This is a genomic window from Chimaeribacter sp. YP20170169 (assembly GCF_056739715.1).
In genome coordinates this window covers 2,102,076-2,120,304 of the sequence record NZ_CP176824.1, presented here as the reverse complement: position 1 = coordinate 2,120,304, position 18,229 = coordinate 2,102,076, and the positions used below count along the sequence as shown (strand labels likewise).

The 18,229-nt window shown below is 60.8% G+C and carries 15 protein-coding genes; 10 read left to right on the top strand and 5 right to left on the bottom strand.

The genetic code is table 11. From position 1 onward, the window contains the following. Positions 1-217 precede the first annotated feature (217 nt). A complete protein-coding gene (sohB, locus tag ACK3SD_RS09395; protein WP_481125308.1) occupies positions 218-1,261 on the top strand; it encodes a protease SohB in 1,044 nt (347 codons plus the stop codon). Between the two features lie 39 nt (positions 1,262-1,300). Here the strand turns inward: sohB and ACK3SD_RS09390 are convergent, their stop codons facing one another. Continuing rightward, a complete protein-coding gene (locus ACK3SD_RS09390; RefSeq protein ID WP_481125307.1) occupies positions 1,301-1,552 on the bottom strand; it encodes a YciN family protein in 252 nt (83 codons plus the stop codon). A 432-nt stretch (positions 1,553-1,984) separates the two neighbouring features. Between ACK3SD_RS09390 and topA the strand changes: the two genes are divergently transcribed. From topA to acnA, 3 genes are all read left to right on the top strand, one after another. Then, positions 1,985-4,579, top strand: a complete 2,595-nt coding sequence (topA, locus tag ACK3SD_RS09385; protein WP_481125306.1) for a type I DNA topoisomerase — start codon at positions 1,985-1,987, stop codon at positions 4,577-4,579. 313 nt (positions 4,580-4,892) lie between these two features. Continuing rightward, positions 4,893-5,867: an HTH-type transcriptional regulator CysB gene (cysB, locus tag ACK3SD_RS09380; RefSeq protein ID WP_481125305.1), complete on the top strand. Its 975-nt coding sequence runs from the start codon at positions 4,893-4,895 to the stop codon at positions 5,865-5,867. Between the two features lie 249 nt (positions 5,868-6,116). Beyond that, on the top strand, positions 6,117-8,783 hold the full coding sequence (gene acnA / locus ACK3SD_RS09375) for an aconitate hydratase AcnA (protein ID WP_481125304.1): 2,667 nt from the start codon (positions 6,117-6,119) through the stop codon (positions 8,781-8,783). Positions 8,784-8,855: 72 nt separating this feature from the next. On the opposite strand, the gene ribA is transcribed toward acnA, so the two are convergent. Then, positions 8,856-9,446 (bottom strand): GTP cyclohydrolase II, encoded by a 591-nt coding sequence (ribA, locus tag ACK3SD_RS09370; protein ID WP_481125303.1) that lies wholly within the window; start codon positions 9,444-9,446, stop codon positions 8,856-8,858. Between the two features lie 262 nt (positions 9,447-9,708). Between ribA and pgpB the strand changes: the two genes are divergently transcribed. From pgpB to yciH, 5 genes are all read left to right on the top strand, one after another. Continuing rightward, on the top strand, positions 9,709-10,470 hold the full coding sequence (pgpB, locus tag ACK3SD_RS09365) for a phosphatidylglycerophosphatase B (protein WP_481125302.1): 762 nt from the start codon (positions 9,709-9,711) through the stop codon (positions 10,468-10,470). Positions 10,471-10,672: 202 nt separating this feature from the next. Beyond that, on the top strand, positions 10,673-10,981 hold the full coding sequence (locus ACK3SD_RS09360) for a LapA family protein (protein ID WP_481125301.1): 309 nt from the start codon (positions 10,673-10,675) through the stop codon (positions 10,979-10,981). Between the two features lie 6 nt (positions 10,982-10,987). Next, complete coding sequence (lapB, locus tag ACK3SD_RS09355; RefSeq protein WP_481125300.1) at positions 10,988-12,157, top strand: lipopolysaccharide assembly protein LapB; 1,170 nt, start codon at positions 10,988-10,990, stop codon at positions 12,155-12,157. A 125-nt stretch (positions 12,158-12,282) separates the two neighbouring features. Continuing rightward, a complete protein-coding gene (gene pyrF, locus ACK3SD_RS09350) occupies positions 12,283-13,011 on the top strand; it encodes an orotidine-5'-phosphate decarboxylase (RefSeq protein WP_481125299.1) in 729 nt (242 codons plus the stop codon). A gap of 10 nt (positions 13,012-13,021) precedes the next feature. Next, positions 13,022-13,345 carry a stress response translation initiation inhibitor YciH gene (gene yciH, locus ACK3SD_RS09345; protein WP_137763302.1) on the top strand — a complete coding sequence of 108 codons (324 nt, stop codon included), beginning with the start codon at positions 13,022-13,024 and terminating at the stop codon, positions 13,343-13,345. Positions 13,346-13,609: 264 nt separating this feature from the next. Here yciH and osmB read toward each other — a convergent pair whose 3' ends face one another. Then, positions 13,610-13,828, bottom strand: coding sequence for an osmotically-inducible lipoprotein OsmB (osmB, locus tag ACK3SD_RS09340; protein ID WP_137763301.1), 219 nt, complete (start codon positions 13,826-13,828; stop codon positions 13,610-13,612). Positions 13,829-14,277: 449 nt separating this feature from the next. On the opposite strand from osmB, the gene araD reads away from it, so the two are divergent. After that, complete coding sequence (gene araD, locus ACK3SD_RS09335) at positions 14,278-14,973, top strand: L-ribulose-5-phosphate 4-epimerase (RefSeq protein WP_137763300.1); 696 nt, start codon at positions 14,278-14,280, stop codon at positions 14,971-14,973. A 6-nt stretch (positions 14,974-14,979) separates the two neighbouring features. Here araD and ACK3SD_RS09330 read toward each other — a convergent pair whose 3' ends face one another. Both ACK3SD_RS09330 and ACK3SD_RS09325 read right to left on the bottom strand, forming a co-directional pair. Continuing rightward, a complete protein-coding gene (locus tag ACK3SD_RS09330; protein WP_481125298.1) occupies positions 14,980-15,726 on the bottom strand; it encodes a DeoR family transcriptional regulator in 747 nt (248 codons plus the stop codon). A 68-nt stretch (positions 15,727-15,794) separates the two neighbouring features. Further along, positions 15,795-18,227, bottom strand: a complete 2,433-nt coding sequence (locus tag ACK3SD_RS09325; protein WP_481125297.1) for a formate C-acetyltransferase/glycerol dehydratase family glycyl radical enzyme — start codon at positions 18,225-18,227, stop codon at positions 15,795-15,797. Positions 18,228-18,229: the final 2 nt, after the last annotated feature.

Genomic DNA, 18,229 nt, shown 5'->3' with positions numbered 1-18,229 from the left:
AACCTGCTCGCCACCCTGGTGCGAAATCGTGGGTGTGAAGAATATTGAACGTATATGCCTCAAATGGATCGACATTTCAATGAATAACCATCATTTCCTCTGGTTTTGTAACAAAACCGCGCAACGTTGTGGCGCTTTGCGCATCAGGCAAGACGGCGCGGTGGGAAATGGCTAAGATAACTTGTAGATGTTAACTGACAGAAAAAGGCGGAAATTCGTGGAGTTATTCTCTCTGTATGGGCTGTTTCTGGCCAAAGTCGTCACGCTGGTGGTGGCAATCGGTGCGCTGGTGGTACTGGTGTTCAGCCTGAAGGCGCGCAAGGCGCAGCGTCCGGGCGAGTTGCACCTGACGGATCTCTCCAAACAGTACCGGGAGATGCAGCAGGAGATGCGTTCATCGCGTCTGGACGAGGCGGCGGGCAAGGCGCAGGACAAGGTGCTGAAAAAGAGCCGCAAGGCCGAGGCCAAACAGGCCAAACTGAACGCCAAACAGGGCGTCAACAGCGGCAAGCCCTGCCTTTATGTGCTTGATTTCAAGGGCAGCATCGATGCCCATGAGGTGGCGTCGCTGCGTGAGGAGATCACCGCCGTGCTGGCGGTAGCCACACCACAGGATGAGGTGCTGTTGCGACTGGAAAGCCCCGGCGGGGTAGTGCACGGCTACGGCCTTGCCTCCTCCCAACTGACGCGCCTGCGACAGGCGGGCATCCGCCTGACGGTGGCGGTGGACAAAGTGGCGGCCAGCGGCGGCTACATGATGGCTTGCGTGGCGGATCGCATCATCGCCGCGCCGTTTGCCATCGTCGGCTCGATTGGCGTAGTTGCACAGATCCCCAACTTTAACCGTCTGTTGAAGAAAAATGATATTGATGTGGAGCTGCACACCGCTGGGCAGTTCAAGCGTACATTGACGCTGTTTGGTGAGAATACTGAGCAGGGACGTGAGAAGTTCCGCGAGGATCTCGACGAAACCCACCAGCTGTTCAAAACCTTCGTCAAGCAGCAGCGCCCGTCACTGGACATTGACAGCGTGGCAACCGGCGAGCACTGGTTTGGCCTGCAGGCGCGTGAAAAGGGGCTGGTGGACGCCATCGGCACCAGTGACGATCTGCTGATTGCCGAGATGGAGAACCATGAGGTGATCAGTGTGCGTTTCCGCCGCCGCAAGCGGATGATGGATCGCTTCACGGGCAGCGCCGCCGAGAGCCTTGACCGGCTGATGTTGCGCTGGTGGCAGCGTGGTGAAAAACCGATGTTATAAGGAAGAAAAAAGGGGCGTTAGCCCCTTTTTTCATGATGATTAATTCTCTAAAAAATATTTATCAGAGAAATAGGTCGCCAGGTATTTAAACATATTAAATACCGCCGTGCTTTTCGCCGTTGGCAACCCCTGAGCATCAAGGAAAAACTCCCCGCTGAATACCAGTATATCCCCCTTTTGCCTGACGTCGGTGGCTACCATGCCGTGCAAATAATCTTCATGTGCCCTGATTATAATATTGGCCTCCTCCAGCAAACGCTGTTTGGAAATCGCCGTTCTATTTTTGTTCATCCTGATGACTCCACAGCTGATTATGTGCGTCCAGTCTAATGCTGGCGGCCAAAACCCGCAAACCTGATGGGGTTATCAGTCGCGAAATCGGGGATTGGCGAAAATGCGTAATCCATGCTAATTAGGTTGCGTGGCGTTTTTTATCAGGTAGAGTGTGGGCTTTCGCGCCGGCAGGTGGAAGATTTACTTTACGCTCAGCCCTTTGTTGGCACTGACCCCCGGCCAGGGAGCAGGCGGCCAGCGACGGCGCGGCAGAGCCTGAGGGCAAAGCTGGGCCGATTGCGGCAGTGATGAGCAGTCAGAGGGACAATGATAAAAAACGTCTTGATCTCCAGCCTCACTGTCGCAATATAAAAAAAGGATGCAGATTGCTGCGGCATAACGGGATAAAAAACTTCTTTTTCGGAAGAATTAATTTAGGTAAAGGTAAATATGGGAAAAGCTCTCGTAATAGTTGAGTCCCCGGCAAAAGCCAAAACGATTAATAAATATTTGGGCAATGACTACGTGGTGAAGTCCAGCGTCGGTCATATCCGCGATTTGCCCACCAGCGGTTCGGCCGCGAAAAAAAATGCAGAATCTTCCGAAGAAAAAGCCAAGAAAAAAGTAAAAAAGGATGAGAAAGCAGCGCTGGTCAACCGCATGGGCGTCGACCCTTATCACGGCTGGCAGGCGCAATATGAGATCCTGCCGGGCAAAGAGAAGGTGGTGTCGGAGCTGAAATCCCTGGCGGAGAACGCTGACCACATCTATCTCGCGACCGACCTTGACCGCGAAGGGGAAGCCATCGCCTGGCACCTGCGGGAAGTGATCGGCGGCGATGACAAGCGTTTCAGCCGCGTGGTGTTCAACGAGATCACCAAAAACGCCATCCAACAGGCGTTCAACCAGCCGGGCGAACTGAATATCGACCGTGTGAATGCCCAACAGGCGCGCCGCTTTATGGACCGCGTGGTGGGTTACATGGTCTCGCCGCTGCTGTGGAAGAAGATCGCCCGCGGCCTGTCAGCAGGCCGGGTGCAGTCCGTGGCGGTGCGGTTGGTGGTGGAGCGCGAGCGCGAAATCAAGGCGTTTGTGCCAGAGGAGTACTGGGAGCTGCACGCCCAGCTGAATAATGGCGACGCCCAGCTGATGATGGAGGTGACCCACCTCCATGAAAAACCGTTCAAGCCGGTCAACCGCGAGCAGACCCACGCCGCCGTCGCGCTGCTGGAGAAGGCGCGCTACACGGTGCGCGACCGCGAAGACAAACCGACCAGCAGCCGCCCGAGCGCGCCTTTCATTACCTCCACGCTGCAACAGGCCGCCAGTACCCGCCTGAGCTTTGGCGTGAAGAAGACCATGATGATGGCGCAGCGCCTGTATGAGGCCGGCCACATCACCTATATGCGTACTGACTCCACCAACCTGAGCAAGGATGCGGTGGAGATGGTGCGCGGCTACATCGGCAGCGAGTTCGGCGACCAGTACCTGCCGAAAGAGGCGAACACCTACAGCAGCAAAGAGAACTCCCAGGAAGCGCACGAGGCGATCCGCCCATCGGATGTACAGGTGCAGGCGGAGCAGCTGAAGGACATGGAAGCGGACGCGCAGAAGCTCTACCAGCTGATCTGGCGCCAGTTCGTGGCCTGCCAGATGACGCCAGCGAAGTATGACTCTACCACCCTGACGGTGCAGGCGGGCGACTACCAGCTGCGTGCCCGTGGCCGCATCCTGCGCTTTGATGGCTGGACGCGGGTGATGCCTGCGCTGCGCAAGGGTGACGAGGATCGCACGCTGCCTAACGTGGCGATCGGCACTGAGCTGACGCTGCAACAGCTGCTGCCAAGCCAGCACTTCACCAAGCCGCCGGCACGCTTCAGTGAAGCCTCGCTGGTCAAGGAGCTGGAGAAGCGCGGCATTGGCCGTCCGTCAACCTATGCTTCCATCATCTCGACCATTCAGGATCGCGGCTATGTGCGGGTGGAGAACCGCCGCTTCTACGCCGAGAAGATGGGTGAGATCGTGACCGACCGTCTGGAGGAGAACTTCCGCGAGCTGATGAACTATGACTTCACCGCCCGCATGGAGGATGGCCTCGATCAGGTGGCCAACAACCAGGCCGAGTGGAAAGCGGTGCTGGATGGTTTCTTCGAGGACTTCAGCCACCAGCTGGAGCAGGCGGAGCGCGACCCAACCGAAGGCGGTATGCGTCCGAACCAGATGGTACTGACGGACATTGACTGCCCGACCTGCGGCCGCAAAATGGGCATCCGCACCGCCAGTACCGGCGTGTTCCTCGGCTGCTCCGGCTATGCGCTGTCACCAAAAGAGCGCTGCAAAACCACCATCAACCTGGTGCCGGAGAATGAGGTACTGAACGTGCTGGAGGGCGAGGACGCCGAAACCAACGCGTTGCGCGCCCGCCGCCGTTGCCCGAAATGCGGCACGGCGATGGACAGCTACCTCATCGACAACCAGCGCAAGCTGCACGTCTGCGGCAACAACCCGGCCTGTGAAGGCTACGAGGTGGAAGAGGGCGAGTTCCGCCTGAAAGGCTACGACGGCCCGGTGGTGGAGTGCGAGAAGTGCGGCTCAGAGATGCACCTGAAGATGGGGCGTTTCGGCAAGTACATGGGCTGTACCAACGAGGCGTGCAAAAACACCCGCAAAATCCTGCGCAATGGCGAAGTGGCGCCACCGAAGGAGGATCCGGTGCCGCTGCCAGAGCTGCCGTGCGAGAAGTCCGACGCCTACTTCGTGCTGCGTGATGGCGCGGCGGGTGTCTTCCTGGCGGCCAATACCTTCCCGAAATCGCGCGAAACCCGCGCGCCGCTGGTGGAGGAGCTGGCCCGCTTCCGCGATCGCCTGCCAGAGAAGCTGGTCTATCTGGCGGATGCGCCGGTCGCTGACCCGGAAGGCAACAAAACGTTGGTGCGCTACAGCCGCAAAACCAAACAGCAGTATGTCTCCTCGGAGAAGGAGGGCAAAGCCACCGGCTGGTCTGCCTTCTACGTGGATGGCAAATGGGTGGAAGGCAAAAAATAACCTCTTGTCCCACCAATGAAAAAAACCAGCGTGCAAACGCTGGTTTTTTTATAGCCCGTGGATCTATTATCAGGCACCGATATAAATTAATCGCCATAGATAATAAATGGTGACGTTAGCCAGTCGGGGATCTATACATCGCCGCTCTATTCGATATAATGGTTATATAAAATAGCTTTTTATTCTAATATGCTATTTATCGACTGACGTTTTGCGCCCTGGCGTTTATCCGCGCGGCGTTATAGCCATACCATGCGACCTCTCACTTGCCTGGCTACCTGCGGGGCAGGGCGAAACCTAGGACGGTAAAGATATGAAATTGCAGCAGCTTCGTTACATTGTGGAAGTGGTCAATCACAACCTCAACGTCTCCTCCACCGCGGAGGGGCTGTATACCTCCCAGCCCGGCATCAGCAAACAGGTGCGGATGCTGGAGGATGAGCTGGGCATTCAGATCTTTGCCCGTAGCGGCAAGCACCTTACTCAGGTCACGCCAGCCGGGCAGGAGATCATCCGCATCGCCCGTGAAGTGCTCTCCAAGGTGGACGCCATCAAGGCGGTCGCTGGCGAGCACACCTACCCGGACAAAGGCTCGCTCTACGTCGCCACTACCCATACGCAGGCGCGCTACGCCCTGCCGATGGTGATCAAGGGCTTTATCGAGCGCTACCCGCGCGTGTCGCTGCATATGCACCAAGGGTCGCCAACGCAAATTGCCGAGGCGGTCTCCAAGGGTACTGCGGATTTCGCCATCGCCACCGAGGCGCTGCACCTCTATGACGATCTGGTGATGCTGCCCTGTTACCACTGGAACCGTGCGGTGGTGGTGCAGCCGGATCACCCGTTGGCTGGCAAATCCCACGTCACCATCGAGGAGCTGGCGGCCTACCCAATCGTCACCTACACCTTTGGTTTTACCGGCCGCTCGGAGCTGGACACCGCTTTCAACCGCGCTGGCCTGACGCCGCGTATCGTCTTTACCGCCACCGACGCCGACGTGATCAAGACCTACGTCCGGCTAGGGCTGGGGGTAGGGGTGATCGCCAGCATGGCGGTGGATCCGGTGCAAGACCCCGATCTGGTGACGGTGGATGCCAGCGACATCTTCACCTACAGCACCACCAAAATTGGTTTCCGGCGCAGCACCTTCCTGCGCAGCTACATGTATGACTTTATCCACCGCTTCGCCCCGCACCTGACGCGGGACGTGGTGGACAGCGCCGTCTCCCTGCGCTCCAACGAGGAGATTGAGGCGATGTTCAAGGATGTCTCCCTGCCCGTGAAGTGATCCCCCGGCCGGGCCATGCGCCCGGCGGCTTTTCCCCCTCTGCACCGCCCATTTCTCCTGCTTTTCCCTGTCTGGCAAGGGTTTGCCGCTCTGCCATTGATCAAAAAGGGTTGTTATCAAATCGTTACGCAATGTTTGTGTTATCTTTAATGTAGACGTACAACCCGACAGGATATTGTCCGGAGTCCCTGCTGAACCCCACACCATTGCGCGTTGTGCGATATGAAAAATCTAAATGGGAGGAGAGCCATGTCTAATCTTCGTGAGCAAAGTAAGGAACAGCTTGAGGCGCAGCAGCGCGAGTACCACTACTACAGCCTGAATGCGGTCTCGGCGGCGCTGGGGGATATCACCCGGTTGCCCAAATCGATGAAAGTGCTGCTGGAGAACCTGTTGCGGCACATTGACGGTGACACTGTCACGGAAGAGGATCTGCGGGCGATGGTGGCGTGGCAGAAGAGTGGCCACGCCAACCGTGAAATCGCCTACCGCCCGGCGCGGGTATTGATGCAGGACTTCACTGGTGTGCCGGCGGTAGTGGATCTGGCGGCGATGCGCGAGGCAGTGAAGCGCCTCGGCGGCCAGGTGGAGCAGGTCAACCCGCTGTCGCCGGTAGATCTGGTGATTGACCACTCGGTGACGGTGGATGAGTATGGCGACCCCGGTGCCTTTGATGAGAACGTCCGGCTGGAGATGGAGCGCAACCACGAGCGCTACCAGTTCCTGCGCTGGGGGCAGCAGGCGTTTAACCGCTTCCGCGTGGTGCCGCCGGGCACCGGCATCTGCCATCAGGTCAACCTAGAGTACCTCGGCCAGACTGTCTGGCATGAGGAGCAGGAGGGCGGCCGCGTTGCCTATCCTGATACGCTGGTCGGCACCGACTCCCACACCACCATGATTAACGGTCTGGGCGTACTCGGCTGGGGCGTCGGCGGCATTGAGGCGGAGGCGGCAATGCTGGGCCAGCCGGTGTCGATGCTGATCCCGGATGTGGTGGGCTTCAAGCTCACCGGCAAGTTGCGCGAGGGCATTACTGCCACCGATCTGGTACTGACCGTGACCCAGATGCTGCGCAAGCATGGGGTGGTCGGTAAGTTTGTGGAGTTCTACGGCGACGGTTTGGCCGATCTGCCGCTGGCGGATCGCGCCACCATCGCCAACATGGCGCCGGAGTATGGCGCAACCTGTGGCTTCTTCCCGGTGGACGAAGTGACCCTCAGCTACATGAAGCTGACCGGCCGCAGCGACGAGCAGGTGGCGCTGGTGGAAGCCTACACCCGGGCGCAGGGGCTGTGGCGGCTGGAGGGCGACGAGCCGATCTTTACCAGTACGCTGTCGCTGGATATGGGCACCGTGGAGTCGAGCGTCTCCGGGCCGAAGCGCCCGCAGGATCGCGTGTCACTGCCCGGCGTGCCGCAGGCATTCAAGGCCGCCACCGAACTGGATCTCAACAGCCGCCCTGGCAGCGAAGCGGAGAATATCCAGCTGCGCGGGCAGGAGGTCAGGCTGGAGAATGGCGCGGTGGTGATCGCCGCCATCACCTCCTGTACCAATACCTCCAACCCCAGCATCCTGATGGCCGCCGGCCTGCTGGCGAAAAAGGCGGTGGAGCGCGGGCTGATAAGCAAGCCGTGGGTCAAAACTTCGCTGGCGCCCGGCTCAATGGTGGTGACCAACTACCTGGCCAAGGCCGGGCTGATGTCCTACCTCGACAAGCTGGGCTTCAATTTGGTGGGCTACGGCTGTACCACCTGCATCGGCAACTCCGGCCCGCTGCTGGCGGAGATTGAGCAGGCGATCAAAGAGGGCGATCTTACCGTCGGGGCAGTGCTCTCGGGCAACCGTAACTTCGAGGGGCGCATCCATCCGCTGATCAAAACCAACTGGCTGGCCTCGCCGCCGCTGGTGGTGGCCTACGCGCTGGCGGGCAACATGAAGGTCAACCTGAGCGAGGAGCCGCTGGGGCAGGACAAAGAGGGCAACCCGGTCTACCTGCATGAGATCTGGCCGAGCGCCAATGAGATTGCGCAGGCCGTGGAGAAGGTGCGCACCGAGATGTTCCTCAAGGAGTACTCTGAGGTGTTCCGGGGCGACGAGAGCTGGCGCGCGATTGATGTCAAAGGCTCACCGACCTACGGCTGGCAGGGTGACTCCACCTACATCCGCCACTCGCCCTTCTTCGATGACATGGAAGCGGCGCCCAAGGCGGTGCAGGACATTGAGGGCGCGCGCATTCTGGCGATGCTCGGCGACTCCGTGACCACTGACCACATCTCGCCGGCCGGCAGCATCAAGCGCGAAAGCCCGGCGGGGCGCTACCTGATGGATCACGGCGTCGAGCCAAAAGATTTCAACTCTTATGGCTCGCGGCGCGGCAACTATGAGGTGATGGTGCGCGGTACCTTCGCCAACGTCCGCATCCGCAATGAACTGGTGGCGGGCGTGGAGGGGGGGTATACCCGCCACCTGCCGTCACAGGAGCAACTCTCGATCTATGACGCCGCGATGCGCTACCAGCAGGAGTCTGTGCCGCTGGCGGTGGTGGCTGGTAAGGAGTATGGCTCCGGCTCCAGCCGTGATTGGGCGGCGAAGGGGCCGCGCCTGCTGGGCATCCGCGTGGTGATCGCCGAAACTTTCGAGCGTATCCACCGCTCCAACCTGATTGGCATGGGCATTCTGCCGCTGGAGTTCCCGGAAGGGGTGACGCGCAAAACGCTGGCGCTGACCGGCGAGGAGCAGATCACGATCCGCGGCCTGCAATCGCTGACGCCGGGCCAGACCGTCAAGGTGCTTTTCACCTACGCCGATGGCCGCACGGAAGAGGTAGACGCCCGCTGCCGCATCGACACCGGCAATGAGCTAACCTACTTCAATAATGACGGCATCTTGCACTATGTGATCCGTAAAATGCTGTGATCCAAAAAATGCGGCGATTGACTGCCGCCATGCAAAAAGGGCACCCGGAGGTGTCCTTTTTTGTGCTGCCGTTTACTTGTCGAGCAGGTGGCCCATCTTGGCGGCCTTGGTAGCCAGATAGTGCTCATTTTTCGGATTGCGGCCGACGATCAGCGGTACGCGCTCCACGATATTGATGCCAGCCTCGCTCAGGATGGCGACTTTCTTTGGATTGTTGGTCAGCAGGCGCACCGCGCTGACGCCCAGCAGGGTGAACATGTCGGCGCACAGCGTGAAGTCGCGCTCATCGGCGGCGAAACCGAGCTGGTGGTTGGCTTCCACCGTGTCAGCGCCCTTGTCCTGCAAGGCGTAGGCGCGGATCTTATTCAGCAGGCCGATGTTGCGCCCCTCCTGACGGTGGTAGAGCAGAATGCCACGCCCCTCTTCGGCGATGTGCGTCAGGGCCGCCTCGAGCTGGAAACCGCAATCACAGCGCAGGCTGAACAGCGCGTCCCCGGTCAGGCACTCGGAGTGCACGCGCGCCAGCACCGGCTCGGTGCCGGTAATGTTACCGTAAACCAGCGCCAGGTGATCGTGGCCGGTGGCCAACTCTTCGAAACCGACCATGAGGAAATCGCCCCAAGGCGTCGGCAATTTTGCCTCGGCGACCCGTTTAAGCTGCATGTTACTCTCCAAAAAAACTGATAATCGATACTCTTGCTGCGCATCCTACGTTTTGCAACGCGCCTTGACCAGCCCTAAGGCCGCTTTACCCTCAGATGGGGACGAAGGACAGGAAAAACAAGCGCCGCACCGGCAGGCGCTGCCCTGCTGTCGGCAGTGCCTGAAATACTATGCCTGATTCCAGTGAGGCGAAATGGATTTATTGTGTCAAGCTTATGACACAGTTGTGAGACTCATGTTCTATTTTAGCAAGGATGTCACCATGTTAGAGATTGTGAAACGTACTACCCTGGGAGCGCTGCTGTTGGCGCTGATGCCGCTGGCGGTCTGGCTCTCCGGCTGGCAGTGGCAGCCGGGGGAGGGCAACGCCGTGCTGCGCGTCCTCTACTGGATCACCCAGACCGTCACCCGCCCTTGGGGCATCCTGACCAGCGTGCTGCTGATTGGCTGGTTCCTCTGGTGCCTGCGCTTCCAGTTGCGCGGCGCGATTGGTCTGGCTCTGCTGCTTGGCGCGGTGATCCTGCTCGGCCAGCAACTCAAAAGCATCGTGAAGGAGCATGTGCAGGAGCCGCGCCCGTTCGTGGTGTGGCTGGAGCGCGACTATCAGGTGAACAATGAGGACTTTTATCGGTTGCCGCGCGACGGGCGCAGTGCGCTGGTGGCGGAGCAACTGCGTGATAACCGCGTGGTGCCGGCCTGGCTGAAGGCGCACTGGCAGTTCGAAACCGGCTTTGCCTTCCCCTCCGGCCACACCCTGTTTGCCGCCAGCTGGGCGCTGCTCGGCGTTGGCCTGCTCTGGCCGCGCCGCCGCTACAAAACGCTGGCGCTGCTGATGATCTGGGCGGTGGCGGTGATGGGTAGCCGGCTGGTGCTGGGGATGCACTGGCCACGCGATCTGCTGATGGCGACGGTGATGAGCTGGGGCATGGTGACCCTTGCCTGTTGCGCGGTGCAGCGCTTTATCGGGCCGCTGACCGTGGAGCCAGACGAGCACCGCGAGATAGACCAGCGCAAGCCCTCATAAAGGGCGGGCGGCGCTTGCAACGGGCCAGCGCCGCCCCCATATCCTTCTGGCCAGCGTGCGCGGTGCGCAGAATAGCGGCAGTAAGCGGCTTTATCGTGGCGCAGGGTTTCCCAGCCCTAGTGGGAAATGCTAACTTAATAGTTCAGGACGCCACAATTGTTGGCTTAATTCATCCGGTTAACCCGGCATTACAGGAATGAATGTGAAATATCTGCTCATTTTTTTGGTCTTGCTGGTGATCATCGTGATCTCCATCACGTTAGGCGCCCATAACGATCAAGTTGTCACCTTCAACTACTTACTCGCCCAGGGCGACTATCGCGTTTCGACGCTGCTGGCGACGCTGTTCGGCACCGGCTTTGTGCTCGGCTGGATCATCTGCGGCCTGTTCTACCTGCGGGTGCGGCTGGCGCTGGGCCGTGCGCAGCGCAAGGTAAAGCGACTGGAGCAGCAGATTGCTCCGGCCGGTGAGGGTGTGCCTGCGGCCCAGGCCCCTCTCAGCAAGGAATAACCCTCTATGTTAGAGCTGCTGTTTCTGTTGTTGCCCGTGGCTGCCGCCTACGGCTGGTACATGGGTCACCGGAGTGCTCAGCAGAACAAACAGCAGGAGGCGAACCGCCTGTCACGGGAGTATGTGGCTGGCGTCAACTTCCTGCTCTCCAACCAGCAGGACAAAGCGGTAGACCTGTTCCTCGACATGCTCAAAGAGGACAGCACCACCGTGGAGGCCCACCTGACGCTGGGCAACCTGTTCCGCTCGCGCGGCGAGGTTGACCGGGCCATCCGCATCCATCAGGCGCTGATGGAGAGCGCCTCCCTAAGCTTCGAGCAGCGTTTGTTGGCGGTGCAGCAACTGGGCCGTGACTACATGGCCGCCGGCCTCTATGACCGGGCGGAGGACATGTTCACCCAGTTGATCAAGGAGGAGGATTTCCAGCACTCCGCGCTGCAACAGCTGTTGGTGATCCATCAGGCCACCAGCGACTGGCAGAAGGCCATCGACGTGGCGGAGAAACTCACCCGCCTCGGCAAGGAGGACAAGCGCGCCGAGATTGCCCACTTCTACTGCGAACTGGCGCTGCTGGCGATGGGCAGCGACGATCTCGACCGCGCCATGGCGCTGCTGAAGAAGGGCTTCGCTGCCGATCGCGACTGTGCGCGCATCTCCATCATGCAGGGACGTATCCTGATGGCGCAGGACGAATGGGCGAAAGCCGCCGCCGCGCTGGAGCGGGTGCTGGAGCAGGACAAGGAGATGGTCAGCGAGACGCTGACCATGCTGCATGAGTGCTACCAGCACCTGCAACAGCCAGAGCAGTGGACGGCCTTCCTCAAGCGTTGCGTGGAGAGCAACACCGGGGCGATCGCTGAACTCTATCTGGCGGAGATTTTGGAGCGCGATGAGGGGCGCGACGTGGCGCAGGTCTATATCAACCGCCAGTTGCAGCGCCACCCGACGATGCGCGTCTTCTACCGCCTGATGGATTACCACCTGGCGGACGCGGAGGAGGGGCGCGCCAGAGAGAGCCTGCAACTGCTGCGCGACATGGTGGGCGAGCAGATCCGCACCAAGCCGCGTTACCGCTGCCACAAGTGCGGCTTCACCGCCCACTCCCTCTACTGGCACTGCCCCTCCTGCCGGGCATGGGCCTCGGTCAAGCCAATTCGCGGCCTCGACGGCCAGTAGCGGCGCTTTCTTCGCCGGCCAGCGCCACCGGCAGGCGGGCGGCTGGGCTTTCCGTCCGCTGGCATGTAGAATGCGGGCGGTTAAAACGGCGAATCCTGCCCCCACCTGCGCATAAGGATGAAGAAATGGCGTCTGCCCACACCCCGACCTCCCGTCTCCCTGTCTCCTCCCCGGTTGTTGTCGCGCTCGATTATGCCGACAAGGCGGCCGCACTGGCCTTTGCCGACCGCATCGATCCCCGCGACTGCCGGCTGAAGATCGGCAAGGAGATGTTCACCCTGTTCGGGCCGCAACTGGTGCGCGACCTGCACAGCCGGGGCTTTGAGCTGTTTCTTGACCTAAAATTCCACGACATCCCCAACACCGTGGCCAAGGCGGTGGCGGCCGCGGCCGATCTCGGCGTCTGGATGGTCAACGTCCATGCTGGCGGCGGCCGCCGCATGATGACTGCCGCGCGTGAGGCGCTGGCACCGTTTGGGGCGGACGCGCCGCTGCTGATTGCGGTCACGGTGCTGACCAGCATGGAGGCGGAGGATCTGCGCGATGTGGGCATCGACCTGTCACCGGCCGAGCACGCCGAGCGTCTGGCGCTGCTGACCCGCGACTGCGGGCTGGATGGCGTGGTCTGCTCCGCCCATGAGGCGGTGCGGCTGAAACAGCGCTGCGGCCAGGCGTTCCAGCTGATCACCCCCGGCATCCGCCCGGCGGGCAGCGAGGCGGGCGACCAGCGCCGCATCATGACCCCGGAGCAGGCGCAGGCGGCGGGCGTGGACTATATGGTGATCGGCCGCCCGATTACCCAGTCTGCCGATCCGGCCGCCACCCTGCGCACCATTCTGGCCAGCCTGACCTGAGGAGAAGAGCATGAGCCGAGATAATCCTTTAGTTTACTCCACCGACAGCGGGCGCATCAGCGCGCCAGAGGTCAAACCGGCGCGCCCGAAGGGCGATGGCGTGGTACGCATCCAGCGCCAGACCAGCGGCCGCAAGGGCAAGGGTGTCTGCGTCATCACCGGCATTGATCTGGACGACGCGGCGCTGGAGAAGCTGGCGGCCGAGCTGAAAAAGAAGTGCGGCTGTGGCGGGTCGGTGAAGGAGGGCGTTATTGAGATCCAGGGCGACAAAAGGGAATTGCTGCAACAGCTGCTGGAAGCCAAGGGAATGAAAGTCAAACTGGCCGGTGGCTAAAACAGAAAACCCGCGGGGCGTGCCCCGCGGGTTGTGTTGGGTTGCTGAGCGTCGTTAAACCTGTGGCTTACGGAGCCATCGCGAAAGGTGGCGGCGATATTCTTTTCGCACTGGCGAATAAAAAATAGCGCACATCATTGTTTTAACTCTCGCCCCCTCATGGGGCCGACATTCTTATTATCAAACGATCCTGCGGCGAATCTTTCGCCTCTCTGCGCGGCGGGTAAATAACTTTACCCAGGCAGACATTTATTTACGCGTGAATTAACGATCAACCTGGTGACCAATAATCCCACCGATGGCTGCGCCGCCCAGAGTACCCAGGGTGCTGCCGTCAGTCAGGACTGCGCCGCCCAGTGCGCCCGCGCCCGCGCCGATGGCGGTGTTGCGGTCACGGTGCGACATGTTGGAGCAGGCAGAGAGGGACAGCGCCAGGGTGGCAGCCAGAGCAGCAGTCGCCAAACGTTTGTTGAACTTCATCATGTTATATCTCCTTGCAGGTGAACATGCCCACTATAGACTTAAGTGAAATTTATCACTCCGTCCTGGCATTCACTTCATTATAGGCAATAATGCCGGGGTTAGCGTCTCTGCCGGGCGAATTTCACACAGCAGATAATAGGGATTATCCACGCCCATGCCGGCTAAAGCCGGAAATAAACCCGCGCTGCCGGCGTTCTATTTTGCGCCACCGCAAAAAGCGGGGCGAAAACACCCGGACGGGGCATCCCAATTGGCGCCTATTTTATTTATCGCCGTGACTACGGGTAGGTAAATATTCTTAATTTGTTCCCCAAAAAAATGCCGTCGCACAAAATGATAAGCCGCCGCAGACAGCAGGTTTCTACGCACTCTTTAGCGATTTCGCCCATACCGGCCATGCGGGCGCGCTCCCAGAATAGGGCATCAGCGCAGTGATAAAGGACACGATGATGCTTACTGAATTAAAACAACAGGTTCTGGAGGCCAACCTGGCCCTGCCGCGCCATAATCTGGTCACCTTTACCTGGGGCAATGTCAGTGCCGTTGACCGGCAGCAGGGGCTGGTGGTGATCAAGCCATCCGGGGTGGAGTACGCGCACATGACGGCGGAGGATATGGTGGTGGTGGAGCTGGAGAGCGGCCGGGTGGTTGAGGGTACGAAGAAACCCTCCTCGGACACCGATACCCACCGCGTGCTCTACCTCAACTTTGCCGGCATTGGTGGCATTGTCCATACCCATTCGCGCCATGCCACCATCTGGTCGCAGGCCGGGCTGGACATCCCGGCGTGGGGCACCACCCATGCCGACTACTTCTACGGCCCGATCCCCTGTACCCGGCTGATGCATGAGGCGGAGATTGCCGGCCGCTACGAGTGGGAGACCGGGGAGGTAATTGTGGAGACCTTCCGCGAGCGCCGCATCGACCCGCAGCAGGTGCCGGCGGTGCTGGTGCACTCACACGGCCCCTTCGCCTGGGGCAGCGACGCCGACAACGCGGTGCACAACGCGGTGGTACTGGAGGAGGTGGCCTATATGGGCATCTTCTCGCGCCAGCTCACGCCTGACCTGCCAGCGATGCAGCCGCAATTGCTGGACAAGCACTACTTGCGCAAGCACGGCAAAAACGCCTACTACGGCCAGTAGGGGCGATCACTCGCCCACGCGATCGACCTGGATGCCCTGCGCCTCCAGCGCCTGCCCATAGTGCGCGGGCAGCTTGTCATCGGTGATCACCCGGCTGAAGGAGGCCAGCGGGCCAAGCACGTTGGGGGTGATGTGGCCGAACTTGGAGGAGTCGGTCAGCACGATATTCTGCGCGCCCTTCGCCAACAGGGTGTTGACCACGTCGGCGCGCATCATGTCACGGCCCGTAAAGCCGCTCTCGACGGAGAAGCCGTCAATGCCGATAAAGGCTTTGCTGAAGTGGAGCTGCTGGATGCAGAGCCGGGTCAGCGGGCCAACCACGGTTTCGCTCTCTTTCTGGTACATGCCGCCCAGCAAAATCACCTCACCAGGGGTGGGGCGCAACAGGTGGGCGATGTAGCTACTGACGGTGATCAGCGTAATGTGCTTGCGCTCGGCCAGGTAGCGCGCCAGCAGGGCGTTGCTGCTGCCACTCTCGATAAAGATGGTCTCCCCATCCTCCACCAGCGAGGCGGCATACTGCGCCAGCTTCTGCTTTTGCGCGAAGTTGGACATCATACGCGCGTCCAGATCGTCGCTCTCAATCGCGACGGCGTAGCCGTGGATGCGCTTGAGGTAGCTGCGTTGCTCGAGCCGGTTCAGGTCTTGCCGGATGGTGACTTCCGAAACGCCGCACTGCTGCGCGAGGGTAGTGACGCTCACCCGGCGATGTTGGTTGACCACCTGCATAATATGTTGTTGTCGTGCGTTCATAACGGCCCAGACGAAAAGGGCAGCCAACCGGCTGCCACGATAGTGTTGCTGAAAAAAACCGAGGTTTCTCAGAGCGTGTGTTCGGTACGCGCAATAATATCATCCTGCGCGTCTGGCGATAAGGCCGTAAAGAAGGCTGAGTAGCCTGCGACCCGCACCACCAGGTCGCGGTACTGGTCTGGATGCGCCTTGGCGGCCAGCAGCGTGTCGCGTGACACGATGTTGTACTGTACGTGCCAGCCCCGGTGCGCCTCAAAGAAGGTGCGCAGCATCGCCATCAGCTTCTCGCGGTCACGCGGGTTATCGAGCGTCGCTGGGTTGAGTTTCTGGTTGAGCAGCACGCCGCCCAAAATCGCCGCGGTTGGCAATTTGCCCAGCGAGTTGAACACCGCCGTTGGGCCAAGGGTGTCGGTGCCGGAGGCTGGGCTGGCCCCCTCCGCCAGCGGCGTATGGGCCTTGCGGCCATCCGGGGTGGCGGGGGTGGCCGCGCCAAACGGCACGTTGGCGGAGATGGAGGAGGTGCCAGCGTAGTAGGTGCCGCCAATCGGGCCACGGCCAAAGCGGGTATTGTGGTACTGCTTCAGCTCATCAATGTAGGTCTGGTAGGCGCGCACCAGCAGCTGGTCCACCTCGTCCCGGTCATTGCCATATTTGGGCGCGCCATTGATCAGCCGCTGGCGCAGCATCTCGCCATCCAGCCCGTCAAAGTCGCTGGCCAGCGCCGCCGCCAGTTGCTGCTGGCCAACCAGCCCCTGCTCAAACACCAGCGTCCTGACCGCCGCCAGGCTGTTGCCGAGGTTGGCAATGCCGACCTGCAAGCCGGAGACCCAGTCATACTTCGCGCCGCCCTGCTTGATGCTTTTGCCGCGCTCGATGCAATCATCCACCAGCGCCGAGCAGAGGATGTCATGGGCATTCTCCTCCAGCACTGTGTCCACCACACACTCAATCTCAATCGATTTGCGGGTGTAGTAGCGGATTTGGCGATCCCAGGCCGCCATCACCTGCGCGAAATCCGTGAAGTTCCCTTGTGACAGCCCCTGCGCCTGTGGCAGGAAGGTGTGGCCGCTCTGGGCGTCGCGCCCCTGTTCCAGCGCCGCCAGCATTACGCGGGCGAAGTTGATGAAGCTCATGCCAGTGCAGCGGTAGCCCCACTTGCCGCCGACCGCCGTCTCAATGCAGCCGATGGCGGCGTAGTCATAGGCATCCGCCTCCTCCACGCCCAGCTTGATGAACTCGGGGATCACAATCTCATCATTATTGAACGCTGGCATACCAAAGCCGCAGCGGATCACCTGCACGCAGGCATCCAAAAAGTCATCGCTCATGCCAGCATGGTAGCGCACGCTCAGGTTGGGCTGGGTGGAGCGCAGGCGGCCGCAGGACTCCAGCACCGCGTAGGAGAGCGGGTTGACCGCGTCACGCGCGCGGCCGTCGGCCCAGATCTGCCCACCGATGGTGACGTTCTGGTAGAGCGGGCTGCCCGCCGAGGCCTTGGAGTGGCTGCCGGAGCGGATCTTGTTCACCTCCAGCAACTTCAGCCAGCAGCCGTGCAGCAGCTCGATCGCCTGTTCGCGCGGCAGGGTGCCGGTCAGCTCCACGTCGCGGCGATACCACGGGTAGAGGTACTGGTCCAGCCGGCCAAAGGAGACAGAGTGGCCATTGGACTCAATCTGCAACACCAGCTGCACGAAGTAGCAGAGCTGCAACGCCTGCCAGAAGCTCTCCGGCGGCTGGTGGGCAATCCGCTCGCAGTTGGCGGCGATCTGGTGCAGTTCGGCCCGGCGCACGTCACGTCTTTCACTGGCCGCCATCTCACGCGCCAGCGCGGCAAAACGCAGGATGTGCTGGGAGAGCGCCTCGAGCGTCAGGTCAATCGCCTTCAGGAACTGCTCTTTATGCAGGTCATCCCAATCAGTGAGCGCCAGCCTTTCGCGGCGCTCCGCCACCTTGGCGCGCAGCCCGTGCAGGCCAAGCGACAGCAGCAGCGGGTAGTTGACCGCCAAATGGGCGTCGCCGGAGGTCATGTTGCCCTCGGCCTTGATGATGCCAGCGTCCAGCAGCGCCTTCTGCTCATCGGTGAACATGCCGTAGCAGCGATCCTGCACCGTCTGGCCGCGCCACCACGGGCAGACGCGGTGCAGCACCGCCTTGTCTTCGGCCGATACCGAGAAGCCCGCGCCGGGGCGATCGGCCAGATCGTCGATCTCCTTCTCAATCCAGCCGACGGTGTACTCCGGGAAGATGGGCGCGGCGCGCACTTGGCTGGCCTGATTGCCGACAATCAGCTCATCATGCTTGATCCAGATGGTGCGCTGCGCCAGGTGGTGGGCCAGCGCCAGCGCGCGGCGCACCGGCAGCGGCTTGTCCTGATGCTGTTGGTAGATGGCGGTGTAGTGCTCGGCGCGCTCGGTGCAGATCGGCGGCTTGACGATGGAAACCAGCGCCGCCTTATGGGCGCGGATGCGGTCGCTTAGAATATCAAGATTGAGTTGGGTCATGG

Coding starts and splice junctions, on each gene's coding strand:
- yciH (WP_137763302.1), top strand. CDS start 13,022: ATGAGCCGAGATAATCCTTTAGTTTACTCCACCGACAGCGGGCGCATC.
- lapB (WP_481125300.1), top strand. CDS start 10,988: ATGTTAGAGCTGCTGTTTCTGTTGTTGCCCGTGGCTGCCGCCTACGGC.
- cysB (WP_481125305.1), top strand. CDS start 4,893: ATGAAATTGCAGCAGCTTCGTTACATTGTGGAAGTGGTCAATCACAAC.
- araD (WP_137763300.1), top strand. CDS start 14,278: ATGCTTACTGAATTAAAACAACAGGTTCTGGAGGCCAACCTGGCCCTG.
- osmB (WP_137763301.1), bottom strand. CDS start 13,828: ATGATGAAGTTCAACAAACGTTTGGCGACTGCTGCTCTGGCTGCCACC.
- ACK3SD_RS09330 (WP_481125298.1), bottom strand. CDS start 15,726: ATGAACGCACGACAACAACATATTATGCAGGTGGTCAACCAACATCGC.
- pgpB (WP_481125302.1), top strand. CDS start 9,709: ATGTTAGAGATTGTGAAACGTACTACCCTGGGAGCGCTGCTGTTGGCG.
- ribA (WP_481125303.1), bottom strand. CDS start 9,446: ATGCAGCTTAAACGGGTCGCCGAGGCAAAATTGCCGACGCCTTGGGGC.
- pyrF (WP_481125299.1), top strand. CDS start 12,283: ATGGCGTCTGCCCACACCCCGACCTCCCGTCTCCCTGTCTCCTCCCCG.
- ACK3SD_RS09390 (WP_481125307.1), bottom strand. CDS start 1,552: ATGAACAAAAATAGAACGGCGATTTCCAAACAGCGTTTGCTGGAGGAG.
- ACK3SD_RS09325 (WP_481125297.1), bottom strand. CDS start 18,227: ATGACCCAACTCAATCTTGATATTCTAAGCGACCGCATCCGCGCCCAT.
- acnA (WP_481125304.1), top strand. CDS start 6,117: ATGTCTAATCTTCGTGAGCAAAGTAAGGAACAGCTTGAGGCGCAGCAG.
- topA (WP_481125306.1), top strand. CDS start 1,985: ATGGGAAAAGCTCTCGTAATAGTTGAGTCCCCGGCAAAAGCCAAAACG.